The organism is Rhodococcus sp. APC 3903 (genome assembly GCF_030407755.1).
Lineage (GTDB): Bacteria > Actinomycetota > Actinomycetes > Mycobacteriales > Mycobacteriaceae > Rhodococcus_F > Rhodococcus_F erythropolis.
Map to the genome: position 1 here is coordinate 19308 of NZ_JASDCV010000030.1, position 21130 is coordinate 40437.

At 62.1% G+C, this 21130-nt stretch carries 22 protein-coding genes and 1 riboswitch; of the genes, 16 read left to right on the forward strand and 6 right to left on the reverse strand.

Translation table 11 applies throughout. The annotated features are described in order from the left end of the window. The first annotated feature begins 237 nt into the window (after window positions 1-237). Window positions 238-693 (forward strand): hypothetical protein, encoded by a 456-nt coding sequence (locus QMA15_RS28805; protein ID WP_279164105.1) that lies wholly within the window; start codon window positions 238-240, stop codon window positions 691-693. On the opposite strand, the gene QMA15_RS28810 is transcribed toward QMA15_RS28805, so the two are convergent. From QMA15_RS28810 to QMA15_RS28825, 4 genes are all read right to left on the reverse strand, one after another. Beyond that, a complete protein-coding gene (locus QMA15_RS28810) occupies window positions 694-1035 on the reverse strand; it encodes a hypothetical protein (protein WP_047888127.1) in 342 nt (113 codons plus the stop codon). It abuts the gene before it with no gap. 35 nt (window positions 1036-1070) lie between these two features. Next, the gene (locus QMA15_RS28815; protein WP_279164104.1) at window positions 1071-1751 is read right to left on the reverse strand and encodes a hypothetical protein; all 681 of its coding nucleotides are present in this window, start codon (window positions 1749-1751) and stop codon (window positions 1071-1073) included. A gap of 61 nt (window positions 1752-1812) precedes the next feature. Continuing rightward, window positions 1813-2634, reverse strand: coding sequence for a class II glutamine amidotransferase (locus QMA15_RS28820; RefSeq protein WP_279164103.1), 822 nt, complete (start codon window positions 2632-2634; stop codon window positions 1813-1815). Window positions 2635-2655: 21 nt separating this feature from the next. Further along, the gene (locus QMA15_RS28825) at window positions 2656-3099 is read right to left on the reverse strand and encodes a hypothetical protein (RefSeq protein ID WP_084324770.1); all 444 of its coding nucleotides are present in this window, start codon (window positions 3097-3099) and stop codon (window positions 2656-2658) included. A 337-nt stretch (window positions 3100-3436) separates the two neighbouring features. On the opposite strand from QMA15_RS28825, the gene QMA15_RS28830 reads away from it, so the two are divergent. The 5 genes from QMA15_RS28830 to QMA15_RS28850 all read left to right on the forward strand — a co-directional run bounded on the left by QMA15_RS28830 (window position 3437) and on the right by QMA15_RS28850 (window position 9569). Continuing rightward, entirely contained in the window at window positions 3437-4177 is a 741-nt protein-coding gene (locus QMA15_RS28830) for a hypothetical protein (RefSeq protein WP_279164102.1), read from the forward strand. Beyond that, on the forward strand, window positions 4174-4788 hold the full coding sequence (locus QMA15_RS28835) for a class F sortase (protein ID WP_243617608.1): 615 nt from the start codon (window positions 4174-4176) through the stop codon (window positions 4786-4788). The genes QMA15_RS28830 and QMA15_RS28835 overlap by 4 nt, the downstream gene beginning before the upstream one ends. Window positions 4789-4881: 93 nt before the next feature. Continuing rightward, window positions 4882-5682: a bifunctional hydroxymethylpyrimidine kinase/phosphomethylpyrimidine kinase gene (gene thiD, locus QMA15_RS28840; protein WP_003946192.1), complete on the forward strand. Its 801-nt coding sequence runs from the start codon at window positions 4882-4884 to the stop codon at window positions 5680-5682. A gap of 48 nt (window positions 5683-5730) precedes the next feature. Continuing rightward, window positions 5731-8214, forward strand: a complete 2484-nt coding sequence (gene pepN, locus QMA15_RS28845) for an aminopeptidase N (protein WP_279164101.1) — start codon at window positions 5731-5733, stop codon at window positions 8212-8214. Between the two features lie 65 nt (window positions 8215-8279). Then, the gene (locus tag QMA15_RS28850; RefSeq protein ID WP_007731985.1) at window positions 8280-9569 is read left to right on the forward strand and encodes an alpha/beta hydrolase-fold protein; all 1290 of its coding nucleotides are present in this window, start codon (window positions 8280-8282) and stop codon (window positions 9567-9569) included. Here QMA15_RS28850 and QMA15_RS28855 read toward each other — a convergent pair. Next, window positions 9531-11798: a DUF2254 family protein gene (locus QMA15_RS28855; RefSeq protein WP_046378597.1), complete on the reverse strand. Its 2268-nt coding sequence runs from the start codon at window positions 11796-11798 to the stop codon at window positions 9531-9533. The two genes, QMA15_RS28850 and QMA15_RS28855, sit on opposite strands and share 39 nt — an antisense overlap. Window positions 11799-11802: 4 nt before the next feature. Further along, on the reverse strand, window positions 11803-13938 hold the full coding sequence (locus QMA15_RS28860) for a DUF2156 domain-containing protein (RefSeq protein WP_133728094.1): 2136 nt from the start codon (window positions 13936-13938) through the stop codon (window positions 11803-11805). 139 nt (window positions 13939-14077) lie between these two features. Here QMA15_RS28860 and QMA15_RS28865 point away from each other — a divergent pair, with 139 nt between their 5' ends. The 10 genes from QMA15_RS28865 to QMA15_RS28910 all read left to right on the forward strand — a co-directional run bounded on the left by QMA15_RS28865 (window position 14078) and on the right by QMA15_RS28910 (window position 20760). Beyond that, a complete protein-coding gene (locus tag QMA15_RS28865) occupies window positions 14078-14692 on the forward strand; it encodes a CoA pyrophosphatase (RefSeq protein ID WP_279164100.1) in 615 nt (204 codons plus the stop codon). 109 nt (window positions 14693-14801) lie between these two features. Next, window positions 14802-15401 carry a CDP-alcohol phosphatidyltransferase family protein gene (locus QMA15_RS28870; RefSeq protein WP_020969691.1) on the forward strand — a complete coding sequence of 200 codons (600 nt, stop codon included), beginning with the start codon at window positions 14802-14804 and terminating at the stop codon, window positions 15399-15401. Continuing rightward, complete coding sequence (locus tag QMA15_RS28875; RefSeq protein ID WP_290287753.1) at window positions 15398-16264, forward strand: DUF881 domain-containing protein; 867 nt, start codon at window positions 15398-15400, stop codon at window positions 16262-16264. The genes QMA15_RS28870 and QMA15_RS28875 overlap by 4 nt, the downstream gene beginning before the upstream one ends. A 13-nt stretch (window positions 16265-16277) precedes the next feature. Continuing rightward, entirely contained in the window at window positions 16278-16628 is a 351-nt protein-coding gene (locus tag QMA15_RS28880; RefSeq protein WP_003946178.1) for a DUF1290 domain-containing protein, read from the forward strand. A gap of 3 nt (window positions 16629-16631) precedes the next feature. After that, window positions 16632-17411 (forward strand): DUF881 domain-containing protein, encoded by a 780-nt coding sequence (locus QMA15_RS28885; RefSeq protein ID WP_021344355.1) that lies wholly within the window; start codon window positions 16632-16634, stop codon window positions 17409-17411. Between the two features lie 44 nt (window positions 17412-17455). After that, on the forward strand, window positions 17456-17860 hold the full coding sequence (gcvH, locus tag QMA15_RS28890; protein WP_020969688.1) for a glycine cleavage system protein GcvH: 405 nt from the start codon (window positions 17456-17458) through the stop codon (window positions 17858-17860). Window positions 17861-18071: 211 nt separating this feature from the next. Continuing rightward, window positions 18072-18566: a glycogen accumulation regulator GarA gene (gene garA, locus QMA15_RS28895; RefSeq protein ID WP_003946166.1), complete on the forward strand. Its 495-nt coding sequence runs from the start codon at window positions 18072-18074 to the stop codon at window positions 18564-18566. Further along, window positions 18566-19303: a MerR family transcriptional regulator gene (locus tag QMA15_RS28900; protein ID WP_003946161.1), complete on the forward strand. Its 738-nt coding sequence runs from the start codon at window positions 18566-18568 to the stop codon at window positions 19301-19303. The genes garA and QMA15_RS28900 overlap by 1 nt, the downstream gene beginning before the upstream one ends. Before the next feature lie 93 nt (window positions 19304-19396). Next, complete coding sequence (locus QMA15_RS28905; RefSeq protein WP_003946194.1) at window positions 19397-19870, forward strand: bifunctional nuclease family protein; 474 nt, start codon at window positions 19397-19399, stop codon at window positions 19868-19870. A 335-nt stretch (window positions 19871-20205) separates the two neighbouring features. After that, window positions 20206-20760 carry a MerR family transcriptional regulator gene (locus QMA15_RS28910; RefSeq protein WP_021344354.1) on the forward strand — a complete coding sequence of 185 codons (555 nt, stop codon included), beginning with the start codon at window positions 20206-20208 and terminating at the stop codon, window positions 20758-20760. Between the two features lie 220 nt (window positions 20761-20980). Then, a riboswitch (glycine riboswitch) is annotated at window positions 20981-21110 on the forward strand. The last annotated feature ends 20 nt before the right edge of the window (window positions 21111-21130 follow it).

Here is a 21130-nt window from a genome sequence, read left to right on the forward strand (position 1 = left end):
CGCTCGCGATGAGGACGGTCCCACCGCGAGAGGTATTCTCCACCCGTAGTTTCCGTGAGCTGCGAGGCGAGCGCCGTAGACATGGGCAGCAGTAGCAAGAATCAGTGCGCCCAATGCGATCAACGTCGTTGGTCCCTTCTTCGATTACCGTCGACGTTATCGCTCCTTCGTGCATTTTGGGTTGCAACCGATTTCTGCGCCGGCGCACAATTTTCCCTACTGGCATGATCTCTTCGTATGACGGGGATTCGGATCGCGTGGGTTGTACTAGCGGTTGCCACCGGGATCCTAGGATCCGCGACGGCACAGTGGCCGCTGTACGAGATCACCGATTGCGAAATAGGTCTAGGCCCGCTCAGTTCTGCTGATTGCTACCGCTCGATTCATGACTATTTCGGGCGGGAGCTCTTCTTGGTGCTGGCGTTGCCGGTGGCTCTGTGCGTCATTCCAGCCGTGATTCCGCGACCATTAGTTTCCTGGATCGTCTCGGCGACAATGCTCTGCGCTGCAGTAGTGGGTTTCTTTACCGCTTTCAGCTCGGATATGCCTTCTCTGCTCTCGATGGTGGGGAGCCTCCCGGCGGCAGTGCTGGCATTGGTACTTGCTGCGGTGCATCAGGGGATCGCATTGCGCAACAAGGGCGCCATTGCTCGTGCGCGCGGTGAGGTTCGCGATATGCGGTCGAGTGAGTGATCAGTCGGGGCTGAAGAACAGTTCCATCGAGATCCAGAACCACGCCACCATTGCAGCGACCGGAAGGAACGCAAACACCAATGGCAACGCGAATTGCCGGCCGGTGCGACTGGGAATAGTCATAAGTCCGAGCAAGACGAACACGGCGGCAGGCGCCGCCCAACTTATCCAGTAGGTGAGCGGTGGTGGGTTGGGCCCGAACGACGTGAACGAACGGTTCGGATACAGCTGCGGCTGCGGGACGTCCGCGAAGTGTTGCCACAGGAGTACCAATGGCAGGTAGCCGAACAGCCCCAGTAGGAGGCCGACGACGAGTCCCGCGAAGATTCGTTCGCCCCTCATCTCGACGCACCCGTCCGAATCAATCGTCCCACTGCCTATGCGACTTCTGGTAAGTCACGAGGCTGAATCCGTAGAGCCCACGCCCGGGCCGCAACGAACGTCATGGCCAATACGAGAACCACCAGCAGCACGACCGCGATCCAGGTGGGAGCGGCGGTGGAAAAGCCCAGCCTCCACGCAGTACCGACACCTACAGTCGTCGCCGCCAACGCCCCGACCGGAAGCATCGCCGCCACCGCCTGCGTCGTGCGCGTAGTAAGTCGATCCCCGGCAGCGCGAAGAACTCCGAACACGGCGGCGACCGCCAGACCGTAGGCCAGGAAACCGCTGACGGCATAAACCAGGAGCGGGGACCATCCGATGTCAACCGACCTGGTGAATGCCATGCTGATCAAGACCAACAGGGGCGTCAACCCAAGCGTGACTCCCACAAGGCCTGCCACCACAGTTCGAAGCATTCGATTGTCCTGACCTCCGGAGATTCGCACACCCGCGAGGTGGAGTACGAGCCCGGTCAGCGCGCCCAGAACGGCGCCGATCACCGCAGCCTCGATGGGCCAGGCCCATTGCGATTCACCCGCGAAGCCCGAGATTGTCGTGCCACCCGAAAAGAGGGTGATCGTGGCCGACGCCTGTGACGATCCTTGTGTCAGCGCCGCCGTGACGATGGCAACGGTCGCACCGAACAAAGCAAACCCGAGTGCCTGTTTCCACATCAAGCCATCTTGACCCATCCCGCGGGAGAATTCGGCGCAACAGGTCTGCGTCATGCTTTACCTATCGGGGTGGGATCGGCGCGAAGTTCCGCATCTCGTCCCGTCCGGGCCGGATGACGCCTGCGGCGGACTCGGGAACCTCGTTCCATGCTCCGGGAAGGTCGCGCAGAGGCTCGGATACGACGATTCGGGTCTCCTCACTCAGATGGTGCAGGGCATCCACCTCAGGATGGAGCTTGCGCAACGTGGAGATCTCGGTGGAGAAGAACAATGACCTCGACCGGTTCTCGCTCGAATAGCGAAAGATCCAGGTGGAGACGCCATCCGACGTAGCAACGGTCATCTGGACCGGATCGTCGATACCCTGCGAGCGAGCCGTGTGCTCGACGAATCCGACGGCCCTCGCGACACCTTCGAACGGATCGTCGGTCAGGCCGAACGTCAGCGCGAGGAAGAACATGGTTTCCGAGTCCGTCGACCCTTCGAGATCCGGAAAGAGCGACGGATCAATGGCAGTCACCAATTCCCTTTTCATGTCGTGGAATCCGCGTAGTGAACCGTTGTGCATCCACAACCAATTGCCGTGCCGAAATGGGTGGCAGTTGCTGCGCTGCACCGCAGTTCCCGTCGAAGCGCGCACGTGGGCGAACATGAGCGGGGTGCGCAGTTGCGAGGTGACCTCGCGCAGGTTCGAGTCGTTCCACGCGGGTTCGATGCTCTTGAACACTGCTGGTTGGGACCCCTCCCCGTACCAACCGATTCCGAAGCCGTCGCCATTCGTCGTCGTTGCCCCGAGTTGAGAATGCAGGCTCTGGTCGATCAGCGAGTGCTGTGGTCGGAACAGCAAGTCATGGGCGAGTATCGGTTCTCCCGAATACGCCATCCACCTACACATGCTTTCAACTCAAACAGATTGAGTCGGCGTTGTCGGTGCATGCGCAGCGGCGTGCGTCGTCTGGGTGGGCTTCCATGTCGACACAGCCCAGATCACGACGATGTTCAGCGCGATGATGAGAGTCGACCACCAGGGGTAATACGGCAGCCACAAGAAGTTCGCGATGATCGAGATCGCACAGATCACGACTGCCGATACCCGTGCCCACGGCGTTCCGGTGAACAGTGCGAGACCGACGAGAGCGACGAGCGCGCCCAGCACGAGATGGATCCAACCCCACGTCGTCAGGTCGAATTGATAGACGTAGTCGATCCCGACTACGAACACTTCGTTCTCGGCGACGGCAGCGAGTCCTTGAAAGAACTGCACGATGCCGACCGTCACCAAGATGACGGCTGCCCCGATCGATGTTCCTACCGCGAAACCCTGCTTGACTGACGTTGTATCCGACATGGCGGTTTCCCTTGATTCGGAGGGGTGACCGGACACGTGCCCGGCACGTTGTACCGATCGTTGTTCCACCGGCCGACTGTCGTGAAACGGAAATGCCGGTCCGGTTCGGTGAGAAATCAGTGCGTTCTGCTCCGATGTGCGGGCGAAATGTAACTTCTGGCCCCTGTTGATGCGATGTACCCCTTGCCGGAACGCGTGTGCGGAGGAATTGCTCGTAACCGAAGTTCACAGAAAACAAGAAGAATTCGGCACGGAATTCGACCTATTTGTCCAGCTGTACTGGTATTTTGACTGAATTGACCGGAAGCTACGGTCCGCGGAAAAGAGTAGCGAGAGAATGACGATCTTCGGCAGGCGTTCCGCGGGCATCTCCGCGACGGCCTTCGTCTTGGCAGCTGTTGTATCGACGGCACTTCCCGCGGTGGGATCGGCAGCACCAGTCGCACTCACCCACGCGTGCACTCTCGAGATTAACGACAATTCGATGTCACTCGATCCGGCAGTGATAGACGGTTGGTACGACATCTCGACTGGTTCACCGGGAACGAAGATCAACTCGATCGAGGCGTGGCGGACAGTGCCGGGAGACATCCTCGAGTTTCGCGCATCGGTGACGATCAGAGCCCACGGAAGTCCCGTCCGAGGGACCCTTCGGATCGACGGCGCCGGCTTGACCGGAGATCAGGATTTGATCTCCAGAATGACGTTGACCCAAGATCTCGGTCGCTCGGGATCAACGGTCACCGATGCCGACGACGGCTCGGTCATTCCGGTTCGTGCCAAGCTCGCATTCGACGTCACAACGCCTGGGCAAGTGGCACAGAACCAGACAGTCAACCTCTCGGCAGTCAAGATTGTCTTGGCAGGCGATACCACCGATCCGGGAGGTGAATGCCCCGGCCCCGGCCCCGGTCCGGGCCCCGGCGGCGGCGGGAATGGAAGCGGTGGCGGGAGCGGTGGCGGTGACAACGGTTCCGGTGGGAACGGTGGGGAGTCCGGTGACGCACTTCCCAGTCGTGACGTCGGAAACCGAGTACCAATTTCCCAGATTCCGTCCGGCCCGACTTCTCGCCCGTGACAGCGGCACCTGGATTCACGGTCCGTCGAACATGGGCCGCTGCAGTAGTGGCGACAATGCTCTTGATCGGCGGGTGTTCTGACGACGGCGACTCGCCGACCCGCGTCCTCGCGACCGGCCAACAAGATTTGCCGCCAGAGATTCGCGCTGTGGTCGACGGTCCGGATGTCCCGACCACGCTTCGCATAGTCGACAGCACCGCTGACGTTCTGTCGATCAAGACGACGACAGACGGCTCGCTCATTCCGCCCGAGGATGTCAGTGAGATCGGATGGTGGGCAGATTCGGCATTCCCGGGTTCGGGCGCGGGCACCGTGGTGATCACCGGACACATCAACGACATCTATCAGGGTGACGGTTTCGGAAAGAAGTTCTCGACACTGGAAATCGGCTCGATCGTGACCGTGGCGGGCGCCGGGGGACAGACCTGGAACTACCGTATCGATGCGGTCGATCACTACGGCAAGGACGGCGAGCTGCCGGTCGAGAGATTGAACAGCCTCGACGGACCGGAAACCCTCGCGCTGATCACCTGCGGCGGCGAATTCGTCGGTCCACCCTTCGGTTACGAGGACAACGACGTCGCGTGGGGAAGTCCGGTGCCCGCATAGCCGAAAACCAGACGTCGGAACGGTTGATAAACTGAGCCCCGCGTTCGTGGCCATCCACGCACGTTTCGAAAGTCCGAAGAAGGAGATTGTGCTGTGGTTGACCTCGCCTATGTCATCGCTGGGTCCGAAGCGACTGGCGGTGCCGGCCTGCAGGTCGACCTGAAGACGTTCCAGGCATTGGACGTCTACGGCGTAGCGACCACCACATGCATCGTCTCGTTCGATCCCAAGAACAACTGGGGTCATCGCTTCGTGCCGATCGCTCCTGACGTGATCGCTGATCAGATCGAGGCTGCCACTGCGGCTCACGATCTGGACGTCGTCAAGATCGGCATGTTGGGCACTCCCGCCACGATCGAGGTTGTGGCAGAGGGTCTGCGTCGGCAGTCCTGGCGCCACGTCGTCCTCGACCCGGTCCTGATCTGCAAGGGCCAGGAGCCCGGCGCGGCTCTCGATACCGATACAGCACTTCGTGATTCGATCCTCCCGCTCGCCACCGTCGTCACACCCAACCTGTTCGAGGCACGCACCCTCGCCGGAATGGACAGTATCGAAAGCGTGGACGACCTCATCGAGGCCGCACGTCGTATCCACGACCTCGGACCCAAGTACGTGCTCGCAAAGGGTGGTGTCGAACTCGCCGGTGGCGACGCCGTCGACGTGTTGTTCGACGGGACCGACGTGACGGTTCTCTCCGCCCCCAAGGTCGGCGAAGAGCGCGTCTCGGGTGCCGGTTGCACGCTTGCCGCCGCGGTGACCGCCGAACTGGCAAAGGGCGCCGACGTGGGAGAAGCCGTCGCTCTGGCCAAGAAGTTCGTCACGGCGGGCATCGAAGGCCGCGTCTCGGCACACACGCCGTTCGACACCGTCTGGCAGGGCGCTTTCAAGGGATAGGCACACTCCGGCTCACATCGCCGCGTGCGGCCTGGCAGGATCGAGTGCGTGAGTACTGCGAACCTGAATCGAAGCGAAGTCGCCGAACGATCTCGAACCATCGACGTCACCGGGTACCGGGTGGAGTTGGATCTGCGATCGGCGGCGGACTCTGCCTCGAAGACCTTTTCGACCGTCACGACAATTGATCTGACGTCGTCGGCGGAGTCCACGTGGCTCGATTTCATCGGTGCTGCAGTCGATTCCGTAGAGGTCGACGGTGCGTCGATTCCGGTGGAGTACGACGGGTCCCGGATTGTGCTGCGCGGACTCGGCGGATCGAACGTCGTTCGGGTGGCAGCTCACGGCAACTACAGCCGTTCCGGTGAAGGGCTGCACCGATTTGTCGACGACGCTGACGATCAGACGTATCTGTACACGCAATACGAGCCCGCCGATGCCAGGCGTGTTTTCGCCTGCTTCGAGCAACCGGACCTCAAGGCGCCCTTCACATTCGAGGTGACAGCACCTGACGGCTGGGAAGTCCTGTCGAATCAGCCCGCGACACGGACGCTCTCCGTCGACGGTGCGCAACGCGTCACTTTCGCACCGACGCTGCCGATCTCGACTTACATCACCGCGATCGCGGCCGGGCCGTATCACCGCGTGGCCTCGTCGTGGAGTCGCGGCGAACTCACTGTCGAGTTGGGCGCTTTGTGCCGGGCGTCGTTGGCTCCACACCTCGATGCAGACAACGTTTTCGACATCACCCGTCAGGGGTTGGACTTCTACGCCGAGCACTTCGACTATCCGTATCCGTTCGGCAAGTACGACCAGATCTTCGTCCCCGAGTACAACCTCGGCGCCATGGAGAACCCGGGACTGGTGACCTTCACCGAGGCGTATGTGTTCCGCGGCACCGCAACCGACGAGCAGCATCAGCGTCGCGCCAACACGACCCTGCACGAAATGGCGCACATGTGGTTCGGCGATCTCGTGACCATGGTCTGGTGGGATGACTTGTGGCTCAAGGAATCCTTCGCCGACTTCATGGGATCGCTGGTCAGCGCCGAAGCCACTCGCTTCACCGATGCCTGGGTAGCATTTGCCATCAAGCGGAAGGCGTGGGCGTACCTCCAAGATCAGCTGCCGACCACGCATCCCATCGTCGCCGACATCGTCGATCTCGAAGCTGCGAAGCTGAACTTCGACGGAATCACCTACGCCAAGGGTGCCAGTGTCCTCAAGCAACTCGTGGCGTTCGTCGGCCGTGACGCGTTCTTCGAAGCGGCACGACGGTACTTCAAGGCCCACGCCTTCGGGAACACCACGCTTGTTGATCTGCTCGACGTGCTCGCGGAGACTTCCGGACGTGATGTGCGCGAATGGGCCCGAATCTGGTTGCAGACCACCGGAGTGTCCACGCTGTCGCTCGACGGAACAGACCTGGTTCAGACGGACCCGAGGCCGCATCGGCTCGCAGTCGGAATCTACGACTACAACGAGTCCGGAGATCTTGTTCGCACCGAACGCGTCGAACTCGACATCACCGAATCCCGCACGCCGGTCGACCTTCCGCCCGGAGCGCTCACACTGCTCAACGACGAAGACCTCACCTACGCGAAGGTGCGACTGGACGCGGAATCTCTGTCCACGGTCGAGGCATCCCTGGACCGCGTGAGCGATCCGCTTGCGCGCGGTGTGATCTGGTCGTCGCTGTGGAACTCGGTGCGCGATGCGCAGCTCTCGGTGTTCCGATACCTCGACATGGTGGAACGATTCGCTCCCGCAGAGACAGATCTTGCGATTCTCAGCGCGATCCTGACCGATGCCCAATACGCGGTTCTTCACTACGTTCCGAAAAGCTTGCGGCCCAATGTAAGTGCAGGCTGGTTGGAAACGACCTGGAAGGCGGTGTTCGAAGCCGAACCGGAGTCCGGAAGACAGCTGGCATGGGCACGGGCTCTGTCGGCCGCCGCAGCGGTCAACGATGCTCGCGCCGACGAGGTGCGGTCGATACTCGACGGCACCTGCCCGGGACCGGTCGGACTGGCTCTCGATCCTGATCTGCGGTGGGCATTGTGGATCGCCCTGTCCGCGACCGGCCATGCGAGTGTGAGCGACTTCGACGGTGAGCTGAGCAAGGACAGCACGTCAGCGGGTCGAACGGCGTACGTCCGCGCCGCGGCGTCGATTCCCGATGCCGAGACCAAGGCGGCTGCCTGGGCGTCGGCGACCACCGATGCCTCACTCTCGAACGACCGCCTGGATGCGACGATCGCCGGATTCCGTTCGGGCACGGACCCGTCGTTGATCGAGGGATATGCGGCAGAGTACTTCTCGTCCCTGGGGAAGTGGTGGCCCGAACGCAGCATCGAGATCGCCCGACGGTTGGTGAACGGACTCTTCCCGGCAGCTGAAGACACCTCTGCTGTCGATTCCTGGATCCAGGCCAATGCGGAGGCGCCCGCGTCGCTGCGAAGGCTTGTTCTCGAGCGTCGGGATCACCTGGCCCGAGACCTACGTGCCCAGGCGTCGAACGCAGTGATCTGACGCCATCAGCTCCGAAATGTCCTGTTCTTGGATATTGTCTAAACAGGGCTGCGACGGGAGACGACGTGCACACGATCACGGATCTGTCGCTGGTCACGGGCCCGGTTCCGCCCGTGGTGACGGTGCTCGGAATTCTGGCACTTCTGTGGCTGATCTTCTCGAGATCGAGGCGTCACGTGCTGATCTCGATTCCGGTCTGCATCGTCGCGGCAATCGCGATCACTCTCGTGCTGTACTGGCTGATCGAGAAGGTGTGGCACCCGTTCCCCGATCCGATTGCCCGTCCGGTCTACGTGTGGATCGGGTTGGGCATTCTCGGCGTGCTGCTGGGTGTTTCGCGGGTATTTGCGGCGACGCGGATCGACGGCCGCGTGCTCACCGTCGTCTCCGTGCTCCTGGTGGTCGTGTCGAGCGCGGCTCACGTGAATCTGCAGTTCCAGTCATATCCGACGTTGGGAACAGCGCTGGGACTCTCGGACGCGGAGAAGGTTTCACTCGCCGACCTGGACGACGGCAAGGACGGGGCGGTACCGGTTTCGCAATGGAAGGCTCCAGCGGACATGCCGTCGGCCGGCAAGGTCAGCACGGTCACGATTGCGGGGACGGTCTCCGGATTCAGCGCCCGCGACGCCGAGATCTACCTACCGCCCGCGTATTTCACCAACCCACGACCGGAGTTGCCGGTGTTGGTACTGCTTGCCGGCCAACCAGGCGCGCCCGAGGACTGGCTACAGGGCGGACGTCTCGTCCAGACCATGGACGCCTACGCCGCTGCGCATTCGGGCTTGGCTCCCGTTGTCGTCGTTGCTGACGGGACCGGGTCGGAACTGGCGAATCCGCTCTGCGTCGATTCCCAACTCGGGAACGTCGCAACGTACCTTTCGCGCGATGTTCCCGACTGGGTGCGCGGGAACCTCCAGGTGGATCCCGACCCGAGGAAGTGGGCGATCGGGGGACTTTCCTACGGCGGTACCTGCGCGTTCCAGATGGCAACGAACTTCCCCGCGGTATATCCGACGTTCCTGGATCTGTCCGGTCAGATCGAACCCACCCTCGGCGATCGGAAGCAGACGGTCGATGCAGCGTTCGGAGGCAATGAAGCCGCGTTCGTGGCAGTGAATCCGCAGGATCTGCTCCGGGAGAAGAAGTTCCCCGACAGCGCCGGAGTGTTCGTAGTCGGCAAACAGGACAACGACTACCGACCAGGTCTTCAAACGCTCTACGAAGCCGCAAAAGCCGCAGGGATGGACGTCCAGTACGCCGAGGTCGACGGAGGACACAGCTTCCAGGTGTGGTCGGCTGGATTGGCGAGTCAATTAGGTTGGCTGGGAACGCGACTCGGTCTGCCCGGATGAACGATCGTCTGGAAGTTCCGAAGACCCGATGATCAGCGGGTGAATTCTTCCGGTCGCCCCGGCTTCGGAGCCCAATCCCTGCGGATCTGCCACACTCGCGAGCCGAAGGTCGAGTGCGCCGGTCCATTCTCGGGTCAATTGCGCATCGAGTGCGTCGACGCGCTCGAGTAGCGGAGGGTGCTGGTCCGGCGGGCAGGCTTCGAGCAAGGTCGCGAATACCGCGCGTAGACGACGCTGGACCTGCGCGGAATTGGTACTGAAGTGCCGGATCTCGTCGGTGGCGACGGACACGTAATCGGTCCAGGTGCGTTGCTGCCCTCGGATCAGCGTGAGATCCGAGGTTGACGTGTCGAAGCGGACCCGCGGGGCGAGAAGTACCAGAAGGTCCTCGATGTGGTCGAGAGCCTGCACGGCTCGGCCCGGGTCGTTGATGGCGGGTGACAGTGCCTTGAGCGCGATGTCCACGATCGACTGAAGCGCTGCACCGGGGCTGACGACCGGGCTGTGCGTGTCACCGAAGATCAAGCACGACATCAAGGTGTCAGGACGTACCTTCAGCGACGGTCCGCGTACCTCGAAGAGGGGCGCGTTCTGGGCGACGAACTCGCCGATGCTGGGGACGACCTCGACCGAGACGTCCCAGCGGCTGGCCAACCGCTGCAGTCGTGCGAGATCGATCGCCAGCAGAATCCGGCCGTCGGGTGAGAGGTGGCGCAGGCGAATCACCAGTGCGTCGGCGCTCTCGGAGGTTTCGGACTCGCGCGGTTGGGGGAGGGGGAGCGGCTGACTGGGTTTCGGTGCGCCGGAAGGCAAGTCCTCGTACAGCGGATAGGCACGAATCGTCGCGCTGCGACCCTGGGCCGCTATCCAACGCAGCAACCGACTGGAATTGAGAATCGACCCGACCTTCGCCACCAACGCGATGAACAGGATCGCACTGGCCAATGCCAGAAGCAGTGCGATCGCCGTGGAGATGGTCGGTGAGGAATTCTCCGAATCGAGCGCCAGATCGAGCGCAATGATCAAGGAGAAGACGAACGTGGCCAGAAACATGCCGATCGACCACCGCATCACTCGCTGTTGCGCAAGCATCGGGACCACCCGCACCGAAATCTGCGAGGCGCCGAACTGCATTGCGAGGGTGATGGCGGTGAACACCAGACCGGTGAGAGTGATCATCCCGCCGGCGATGACGCTGAGCAGCGTTGCGGTGGCCCCGGCGTCCACGCCCTCGGAAATGGTACCGACGTCGCCGTCGCTCACCAGGTCTCCGTCGATCCCGACGAGGATGTTCGCGGTGACGACGGACAGCACGACGAGGATCACGGGGAGGCGCCAGACCGGGACTGTTCGTAATCGTCGGCGAGTTCGGCGCCAGCGAATTCTGTCCGAAAGCCGCCGTGATAGTCCGACTTTCGTCGTAGGCGTCGTGGTGTCGACGACGGGGAGCGGTGGTGGGGTCGGGGGAGTGGAACCGAAACTTCCCGACACCGTTTCCTGAACGTAGATCTTCGCGTGGATCATCGGCTCGCGATACCGCTGCTCACGGGCGACTGCCCGGCTCATCTTGGCGGGCTTGTCGCGGTAACGCGAACGCGCCCACGGCGCACCCGGGCGACTCAACCGAATTGCTCCGACCAACAGAAGCGGGGTGAAGAACAGTCCGATCAAGCCGGTCCAGAGTTTGCCCTTCATCAACGTGATCACGGCGAGTCCGAGTTGGATCACGATCGCGACGACAACGCCGATCAACGTCGCCAGGCTACGGTCCTGCTCATACGGGTCGAACTCTCCGGCGAACCCGATCGGGTGGACTCCGAGAAGGAAAAGGAACGAGATCGCGATGGCAACGAACACCGCGTCGATGGACGAGCGACCCTCCTCGGCCCAGTAGACGTCGCGCAGATGTAGCACGAGTGCGTACTCGTCGAGGACCAGCGCGCTGCCGATACCGAACACCGATGCAAGAACACAGTTGGCGATCGGGGTGTGATAGTCGGCCAGAGCGATGAAGGCAAAGCCGGACACGAGCATCATCATCAAACCGAAAACCATGTGGTGGATGTGCATTCCACCGGGCGTGACATTGCCTGGCCACCACGAGACCTCAGCTCGGATCATTCGAACGCTGAACCGAATGAACAGGAACGTCAGGACAAAGGCGAGCAGAAGGAAGAACAGTGGGAGTCTGCCGGTGTCGACGACCGTGTGCTCGAACCAGGACCGCACGGCGTCAGCTCTTGCTGGTGGCGAGCTTGATCAGCTGAGGAGCCGTCGCGTCCGGAAGGTAGGCACGCGTGAGCGCGATTCCGATTCGAGGCAGGTCGGCCTCGTCGCGGAAACACAGGAAAACGGGTTCGTATCTCGGCTTGAACTTCTTCTTGAACGCGTGAAGAGACCTGAAGCCGTAGAGCGGTTCCATCGCGGCTCCGAGCATGTCGAGCAGGCGGTCCATCGATGCGGCGTCGGCGCCGTCGTCGCTGCGGGCCAGCGGCGCGCCGGACAGTGAGACGAATTGGGCACCTTGTTCTTTGAATTCGAGGGCCGACGATGCGATGAGGAACTCGACCACCGGCCGGAAGCCGTCCGGGCGTCGACGCATGACGTCGAGCGTCCAACCCCGGACAACGCCGCCTTCGCCGTACACCGGCAACCACGAGGTGACGCCGTGAATACTTCCCGTCGGGTCGACGGCCAATCCGACCCGGACGTCGCGATCGAGCGCCTCTTCGACGCTGCCGAGGGTGAACCCCATCTCGGGTAGTCCCTTGTCGCCCACCCATTCCTCGGATATAGCGCGCACCTGAGCCAATACGGAGAACGGCTCGTCTGCCAGTGTTGTCATCCGGAAGGTGATGTCGTCCTTCTTGGCCTTGTTGAGTGCCGAACGGATGTCCTGCCAGGACTTTCCGGTGAACTGCAATTCCGGCAGGTCGACGATCGTGTCCTCGGCGACCTGAACGGTGCGCCACCCCCGCCGTGTGGCGGCATCGGCTGTTTCCTTTCCTACGGAGAACAAGCAGGGAGTGAGGCCGTTGGCTTCGGACATCGTCGTGAACTCGTCGACCGCCGCGGCAAGTCGCTCGGGGCTCGCTATCGGATCGGCCAGCACCACGACGACACCGACATGCCGTTGGAATGCAACGACGCTCTCTCCCGACTCACCGAAGTAGTAACTGTTGCCGTCCCACGTCGTCATCCACGACATGGTTCCGCCGCCGTGCTGTTTGAGCAGTTCCCGAGCAGTGGCGCGAGGATCGTTCCCGGACAGCGGTCCGCCTCGAATCTTGCGCCGCATCGGCACGTGAAAAGCGTGACGGCCCTTGATCAGCAAGATGAGTTCGAGAAGCCAGAGCAGCGCGGTACCGACCGTGACGGCTCCGGCGCTTTCGTAGTCGAAGAAGATGACCGAACCGAGGACGAGGGCGGTGGCCAAGACCGTCAGAGAGCCGAACACCACGGCAACCCACCAGGCCCAGCGGCGACCTCGTCGCAACTGATCCGCGATCAGTGCAACGATGATCACGTCGACCAATGCGGTCCAGCCCGAACCGGTTTCGGCTTCCGTCGGCCCGAAGGGTCCACTGCCGGGGAACAACCACACGGCGATCTCGACCACTCCGATCAGGAGCAGGCCGATGAATCCGAGCAGACGGATCTCGCGTCGCGTTCGGGGGATGAACCCGCGCTCTCCGTCGCCGAAGAACTTTTCGCCGACCGGAAGGAAGATCGCAACCGCGATGAGGTGCTGTACGTCGGCGAGGCGACCTTCGAAGAGAAAGGCGATCGCGATGTACGCGCACAGGATGGCGCGCACTCGCATTCGCCAGGGCGAGCGCAGAGTTGCGGTGGTCGCGGCGAGTGCGGCGATGATGGCGGTGGTGACACCGACGTCGCGGTGGGTGGCGAGGTTGCGAGCCCAATCCCAATCGGTGTGGCTGCCCGCCCAGAGGAGGAGCGATGCACCCAGTTCGCCCGCCAACTGACCGCTGATCGTGACGATGGCCGCGTTCTTGGTTCCCAGGCGCCACTCGCACCAGCCGACCGCGAAGGCAAAAACGACGATGATCGAAACATACTGACCCGGCGTCAAGCCGAAGAACCAACCCGTGACGAGGGTCCACCACTTACCTTCCTGCAAGGCAGGGACTCCGTAGGCGATGTCGTCGAACCACGAGTAGGTACGGACGTGATTCCACAAGGCGCCGGTCGCGATCCCGACGATGGTGATGGTGAGCACGACGATCGAGGTGAACGGCACGCGCCGCAGGATGCTCAGCGCGTCGGAGGCAAAGCGAGAGGCCCGGTTCGGCGCGCCCGGCGCGCTCTGGTCGGTCTGCGGGGTGGGGGTCTGGGACTGCTCAGCCATCGAGGTTCTCTTCTCGCCATACCGCACGGTGGATTCTGCCTGTTCAGCATGACAGGAATACAGACCGATAATCAGGCGAAGCGGTCAAAATGGACCAGACTGACTGGGGGTCTCAGTCTCGTGGCGCTACTGTCGAGCCATGGTGAACGGAGATTTACTGAATCGGGACCACCTGGTCGCCTCACTTGTCGCTTTCGAACCTCGGTCGGTCGAATTGGACGGAAGGCGCTCGGCGTCGGTGGTCATCGTCGTCATGCGGAGTGCGGACGGAACACCCGTGTTCCCGGTGACGAAGCGGCCGAGCAAGATGCGCGCTCACCCCGGTCAGTTCGCGTTGCCAGGCGGAAGCGTCGACCCGGGTGAGTCTTCCGAACAAGCAGCGGTTCGGGAGCTGTCCGAAGAGTTGGGCGTCGACGTCCCTGAGTCGAACATCATCGGCCGGCTCGACGACTACGTCACCCGTTCGGGATTTGTGATCCGACCGTTCGTCGTCTGGTCCGGTGAGGACATCGGGGGACTGGTACCCAATCCCGACGAGGTGGCCCAGGTGTATGCCGTGACGTCGGAGGAACTCGACGTGGACTCGCGATTCGTCACCATCGAGGAATCACCGAACCCGGTGATCCAATGGCCTTTCCGAACGAGCCTGATCCATGCGCCGACCGGAGCCGTCATCTATCAGTTCCGCGAAGTGCTGAACGGACGGAACACGCGCATCGACAACCTCGAGCAGCCGGTGTTCGCCTGGCGATAAGGTCGGCTCGACACGCTCGGGACAGTTCGGGCTACGGCGCCTCGGCGAATAGTCCGTCGTGCTGTGGAAAGCTGGCCGCACGGCAATCGAAAGACGCGAGGTGTGTGCAGTGAACTCTGGCGAACAAGAACTGGTCCCCACGGATCGGATTCTCACTGTTCCCAACGTGCTCAGTATCGTGCGTCTACTCGCTCTGCCGCTGTTCGCCTACCTGCTGCTCGTCACGCACTCGGACGGCTGGGCATTGGCGCTGCTGATGCTCAGCGGGTTCACCGACTGGCTCGACGGCAAGTTGGCCAGGGTGCTCGGGCAGACCTCGCGTCTGGGAGCGCTTCTCGACCCGTTGGTCGATCGCCTGTACGTCGTGACGACACTGGTCACCTTCGTTGCCCGCGATTTCATTCCCTGGTGGGTCGCGGCGATTTTGATCGGCCGTGATCTTCTACTCGCGTTGACGTTGCCGATCTACCGCCGGCGTGGACTGCCGCCGCCCGAGGTCATCTACCTCGGCAAGGCTGCGACCTTCCTGCTGATGTTCGCTCTGCCGTTGATTCTTGCCGGGCATGGAGACTGGGCCATCGGACCGTTCACCCATGCCTTCGGTTTCGCTTTCCTGATCTGGGGAACCGTCCTGTACGTGTGGACTGCTGCGATCTACGTGCTCAAAGCCGTTGACGTTGCGCGAACGCACGAGGTCGTGCCTCGATGAAGTCGACCGGGGAGGACGTCCGTCGTAACCCGGTACCGTCGCTGCTTCGGTCGCTCATGACCGAACATCTCGATCCGGGCTACGAAGCGACGGCATTCGAACGCCAACACGAGCACACGACGAACAGATCCTCGAAGACGGGGCCGTGGCTGGCCCTCGGTGCACTGTTGATCGGGTTCATCGTCACGGTCTCTGCAGTTCAGGCCACCAAGCAGGTGACCGGCACCGAGGAGGTTCGAAGCGAGTTGGTCGCCAAGGTCCGTGACGCGGAGGATCGAATCGATTCGCTGGCCGCGTCCCGCGATTCACTCGGCGGCGACGTCGACGACGCCCGTGGCTTGGCGCTCGAAGGCGATGCCAGAGGCAGCGCGGTCCTCGATCAATTGCGAGCGGTCGAATCCGGCGCAGGAGCCGAAGCTGTTCACGGGGAGGGGCTGGTGGTGACGTTGACGGACCCGGCCGGGCGCCCGAACCTCTCGGATGCGTCCCAGCGCAGCGTCGGCGGTAAGACAGTTGTCCTCGATCGCGATCTGCAGACCGTCGTCAACGCCCTGTGGGCTGGCGGAGCGGAGGCAATCGCCGTCGGCGGCGTGCGAATCGGGCCGACGGTGACCATCCGTCAGGCAGGCGGCGCGATGCTCGTCGACAACCAACCTGTCTTCTCGCCGTACCGCGTCGAGGCGATCGGCGACACGCGCGCGCTGCAGCGAGAGTTCGTCGTCAGCGACGCCTACGTGAGAATGTCGAGCGTCTCGCAACTGTACGGAGTCGGTTTCGCAGTGGCCGAGGACGACTCGTTGACACTGCCACCCGCGACGCCTCGTGCGGTCCGGGTGGCAACAGAACCCACAGAACCCAAGTGACAGAAGGAGTTCGATGAAGGCCGGTTCCGCCCTGTACGGACTCGCAGCACTGGTCGTCGGCATCGTCTTGGGCGTCGTTTTCAGCCCGCAGGTCCCCGACGTCATCCAGCCCTATCTTCCGATCGCTGTCGTTGCGGCACTCGACGCCGTCTTCGGCGGACTACGCGCGTATCTGGACGAGATATTCGACGCAAAGGTGTTCGTGGTCTCCTTCGTCTTCAACGTGCTCGTCGCGTCGTTGATCGTCTGGCTCGGCGATCAGTTGGGTGTGGGTACTCAACTCTCGACGGCAATCGTCGTCGTGCTGGGTATCCGGATCTTCGGCAACGCAGCTGCATTGCGACGACGACTGTTCGGAGCGTGAGCCATGTCCGACCACGCCACGACTGACCCCGAAGAACCACCAGTGACGACTACGGGTGAAGGTCGTCACGAGTTGCGTTCGCCGTCGAAACATCGCACGAACGTCGTGTTCGCGATCCTCGCCGCCGTGCTTCTGGGTGTGCTCGGCGTCGCGATTGCCACACAGGTACGCAGCACCGTGGCCGGAGATTCACTCGACGCCGCGCGCCCTGCCGACCTCCTGGTGGTTCTCGACAACTTGAATCGGCGTGAAGCCGCGCTGAGGCAGGAAGTCGCGAATCTTCAGGAATCGCTTGCCACTTTGGAAGCCGGCGGCAACACCGGAGCAGCGCTCGACGAGGCGCGGGCGCGGCTGACCTCGCTCTCCATTCAGGTGGGGACCGCTCCTGCTACCGGACCAGGTGTGACGATGACCCTGACGGATCCAGCAGGGGGCGTCGGCTCCGAAGTGATTCTCGATCTCATCCAGGAACTACGTGCTGCCGGTGCCGAAGCCATCTCGATCGCAGGTGCGAACGGCGAACCCATTCGTATCGGCGTGAACTCGTGGGTGAGTGGGCGCGGCGGCGAGATCGAATTGGACGGAACCCGGATCGAGCAGCCGTACACTGTGACCGCGATCGGGGATCCACCGACGTTGGCAGCAGCGTTGAACATTCCCGGAGGCGTTTTTGACAACGTCGCACGCAACGGCGGAACTTCCTCAGTCGACCAATCGCAGCAGGTCACGATCTCCGTCTTGCGACAATTGAATCCGCGCCAATACGCTCAACCCGGAAATTGATCTTTTGCGTCCGACTTTCGGACGGCCTGTGAAAGGAAGCCACTGTGAGTGAGCTCGATACACCTACCGATCTGCGCTACACCGCGGAGCACGAGTGGGTGAAGCGGACCGGCCCGACCTCAGTTCGAGTCGGTATCACCGACTTTGCTCAGTCGCAGCTCGGTGACGTCGTGTTCGTCCAGCTTCCCGCTGTCGACGAAGACGTGACCGCCGGTGAATCGCTCGGTGAGGTCGAGTCGACCAAGAGCGTCTCCGACATCTTTGCTCCGTTCACTGCGAAAGTTCTTGCAGCCAACGGTGAATTGGACGGACAGCCTGACCTCGTCAACACCGATCCGTACAACACGGGTTGGTTGGTCGAGCTCGAGGTCGTCGACGAGGCCACACTCGACGCCGCACTCGCGGCAACGCTGGACGCGGAGGCATACAAGGGACTCACGTCCGAGTAGAAAACCTGCGCGTGGACCGGCCAACTCGTGTTGTGTCGCGGCCTGTCTCGCTGCACGCGGCGGTCTGCGCAGGGTACGGTCGTTAGGTACGCATGTGCCGAGTCGGGGCGCAGGGCCGTATCGAACGTGACTGTGAAAGATGCTCGTGAAGAAAGTGCACTGCGTAGTCCAGTGATTCATGATCTGGATGATTGACCCAGGAGGAGAAACAGTGAGCGAGAACGGTAACGACGCGGGCTATGGGGAGTCGCCGGCGGAGACCACTTCGGTTTTCCGTGCGGACTTCCTCAATGAGCTCGACAACACCTCCTCTGCAGCACCGGCCGCCGAGCAGCCGGTTTCGGGCGTGGAAGGCCTTCCCGCCGGAGCCGCCCTTCTGGTGGTCAAGCGGGGACCGAATGCAGGATCCCGCTTTTTGCTCGATCAGCCGACGACGTCGGCAGGTCGGCACCCGGACAGCGACATCTTCCTCGACGACGTGACCGTCAGCCGTCGTCACGCCGAGTTCCGTCAGGAAGATGCGGATTTCCACGTCGTCGACGTCGGAAGCCTCAACGGCACCTACGTCAACCGTGAGCCTGTCGATTCGGCAGTTCTCGCGAACGGTGACGAGGTTCAGATCGGCAAGTTCCGTCTGGTGTTCCTCACCGGCCCTCGTGCCGGCGGTTCGCAGGTCGGCGAGTCGTCAGCAGGTGCGGGTAGCTAATGACGGCAGTGCGGCAGCAGAGCCAGCCCGGAATGTCGATTGGTTCCGTGCTGGATCGGTTGCGTCCAGATTTTCCCGACGTGACGATTTCGAAGATCCGTTTCCTCGAGTCCGAGGGTTTGATCAGCCCACAACGGACACCGTCGGGATACCGCAGATTCTCTGTCGAGGACTGCGAGCGTCTTCGCTTCGTGCTGACCGCTCAACGTGATCAGTACCTGCCGCTCAAAGTGATCAAAGAACAACTCGAAGCGATCGACAGCGGCGCAGCGACGGTGAGTGCAGAAGTTCCTGCGCCTCGTCGTGCTCGCGTCCTGTCGATCGCTACGGGCGATGTCTCACCCGAGGCTTTCCGGGTCGATCGCGAAGTTCGAGTCGGTCGTCAGGACCTTCTCGCTCGCGCCGACATCGACGATCGGTTTCTGACCGATCTGATCCGTACCGGTTTGGTCGTTCCCGGCGCAGCGGGCTTCTTCGACGAGGACGCCGTGACGCTGGCGCGCACCGCGAAGGCGATGTCCGAGTACGGCTTGGAGGTTCGTCATCTGCGGGCGTTCAAGTTGGCTGCTGATCGTGAAGCGGGACTCGTGACCCAGATCGCCGGACCGGTTGCCAAGGGTCGTGACGCCGGAGCACGTGATCGTGCCGAGGAAATGGTCCGGGAACTGGCTGCGCTGTCGCTGACTTTGCACACATGTCTGGTCAAGTCGGCGGTTCGGGGAAGTCTCGATCGCTGAGTTCCTCGATCAGCGGGGCACACTCGAATAGAATTTCAGTACGACCGCATCGGAGTCGGTCGGCTGGATCACGTCAGGTTGGAGGCAAGCTCGATGGGCGAAATGCGTGTGATCGGAGTTCGTGTCGAGCAGCCTCAGAATCAGCCGGTCCTGTTGCTGCGAGAGTCCGACGGCGATCGGTACCTGCCGATCTGGATCGGGCAAACCGAAGCTACCGCGATTGTTCTCGAACAACAGGGAGTCGAGCCGGCGCGGCCGCTGACTCACGACCTGATCAAGATCTTGATCGAATCATTCGGTCGGAGCCTCAAGGAAGTGCGGATCGTGGACCTGCAAGAGGGCACTTTCTACGCGGATCTCGTCTTCGACGAGCAGACCACCGTCTCGGCACGTCCGTCGGACTCGATTGCATTGGCCCTGCGCATCGGCGTTCCGATCTTCGCGTCGGAGGCTGTTCTCGCCGAGGCCGGTCTGGTCATTCCTGACGAGCGCGAAGACGAGGTCGAGAAGTTCAAGGAATTCCTTGACACCATCTCGCCGGACGACTTCAAAGCCACTGACGGTTAGTCCTGTTTGTCCGTAATCAGGCTTTAGTCTTCAACTCTCAAGTAGAGGTTGAGTCTCGGTCGGCGTGTTGCGTTGACCGAGCACCCTCGTGGTCTTACCGTTGCGTGCGGTGGAGATCTTCTCGCCTTGTCGATCGAGGCGTACTCTGGGTAAGTCCACTCATGGAATTACCTGCCTTGGATTCACATCTGAAAGTTCGGTCGGCACGGGATTCTCGTGACTGCTGATAGCACAGGTTGGTTACATGATGGCGAAGCGAGAGGGAGACGGCAGTGGAAGAACAGTCGAATGAGCGCGGAACGGGCATAGCCGATAGTGCCGAGCCGACTGCAGAAATGTCTTCCGAAGAGCTGCAGCCAGGCCTGTTCCCGGACGATTCCATCCCCGACGACCTCGTCGGATATCGAGTACCCAGTGCGTGCCAGATCGCCGGGATCACGTACCGCCAACTCGACTACTGGGCACGGACGTCGTTGGTTGTTCCGTCAATCCGTGGCGCTGCCGGATCCGGTAGCCAACGTCTGTACTCCTTCAAGGACATCCTCGTTCTGAAGATCGTGAAGCGTCTGCTCGACACCGGCATCTCACTGCAGAACATCCGCGTTGCCGTCGATCACCTCCGTAAGCGTGGCGTCCGCGATCTTGCCAACATCACCCTGTTCTCCGACGGCACCACCGTGTACGAATGCACGTCTCCCGAAGAGGTCGTCGACCTCCTCCAGGGTGGGCAGGGTGTATTCGGCATCGCAGTCAGTGGAGCGATGCGTGAACTCACCGGAACGATCGCCGACTTCCCAGCCGAGCGGGCTGACGGCGGCGAAAGCGATCCCAACCCGGAAGACGAGTTGGCTTCGCGACGCAAGAATCGCGCCAGCCGCAAAACCGGATAACGCACGTCACATCTCTTTGGAGGATGCCACGGTGCAGGTAGGCGTTTCGGTCAACTAGACTGGGCCTGCGTCGCCGGCGTACGGGAGAGCCTCGGATACCGATTCACCGAACTTGTCTTTGTTTCAGTCTTTGTCTCAAAGGTCAGTCGTGAGCGGGATCAGGGCGCCGAAGGAGCAATACCTCCCCGTCAATCTCTCAGGCACCAAGGACCGTACGGGCTCCGACGCCTCTGGAAAGCGGTGGGACAACCCACCCGCCGACGGGGAAAGGCTGTGGCTTCCGTCTATCGGCGGATCACTACCGAATCTCTCAGGCGCTCGGGAATCGAGCATGCGACAGAGGGGGAGGAACGCACCGCAGTTCGGTGTG

Coding starts and splice junctions, on each gene's coding strand:
- QMA15_RS28820 (WP_279164103.1), bottom strand. CDS start 2,634: ATGGCGTATTCGGGAGAACCGATACTCGCCCATGACTTGCTGTTCCGA.
- QMA15_RS28815 (WP_279164104.1), bottom strand. CDS start 1,751: ATGTGGAAACAGGCACTCGGGTTTGCTTTGTTCGGTGCGACCGTTGCC.
- QMA15_RS28900 (WP_003946161.1), top strand. CDS start 18,566: ATGACGGCAGTGCGGCAGCAGAGCCAGCCCGGAATGTCGATTGGTTCC.
- QMA15_RS28825 (WP_084324770.1), bottom strand. CDS start 3,099: ATGTCGGATACAACGTCAGTCAAGCAGGGTTTCGCGGTAGGAACATCG.
- QMA15_RS28830 (WP_279164102.1), top strand. CDS start 3,437: ATGACGATCTTCGGCAGGCGTTCCGCGGGCATCTCCGCGACGGCCTTC.
- QMA15_RS28875 (WP_290287753.1), top strand. CDS start 15,398: ATGAAGTCGACCGGGGAGGACGTCCGTCGTAACCCGGTACCGTCGCTG.
- QMA15_RS28810 (WP_047888127.1), bottom strand. CDS start 1,035: ATGAGGGGCGAACGAATCTTCGCGGGACTCGTCGTCGGCCTCCTACTG.
- QMA15_RS28885 (WP_021344355.1), top strand. CDS start 16,632: ATGTCCGACCACGCCACGACTGACCCCGAAGAACCACCAGTGACGACT.
- QMA15_RS28865 (WP_279164100.1), top strand. CDS start 14,078: ATGGTGAACGGAGATTTACTGAATCGGGACCACCTGGTCGCCTCACTT.
- QMA15_RS28910 (WP_021344354.1), top strand. CDS start 20,206: ATGTCTTCCGAAGAGCTGCAGCCAGGCCTGTTCCCGGACGATTCCATC.
- QMA15_RS28905 (WP_003946194.1), top strand. CDS start 19,397: ATGGGCGAAATGCGTGTGATCGGAGTTCGTGTCGAGCAGCCTCAGAAT.
- QMA15_RS28860 (WP_133728094.1), bottom strand. CDS start 13,938: ATGGCTGAGCAGTCCCAGACCCCCACCCCGCAGACCGACCAGAGCGCG.
- QMA15_RS28880 (WP_003946178.1), top strand. CDS start 16,278: ATGAAGGCCGGTTCCGCCCTGTACGGACTCGCAGCACTGGTCGTCGGC.
- QMA15_RS28805 (WP_279164105.1), top strand. CDS start 238: ATGACGGGGATTCGGATCGCGTGGGTTGTACTAGCGGTTGCCACCGGG.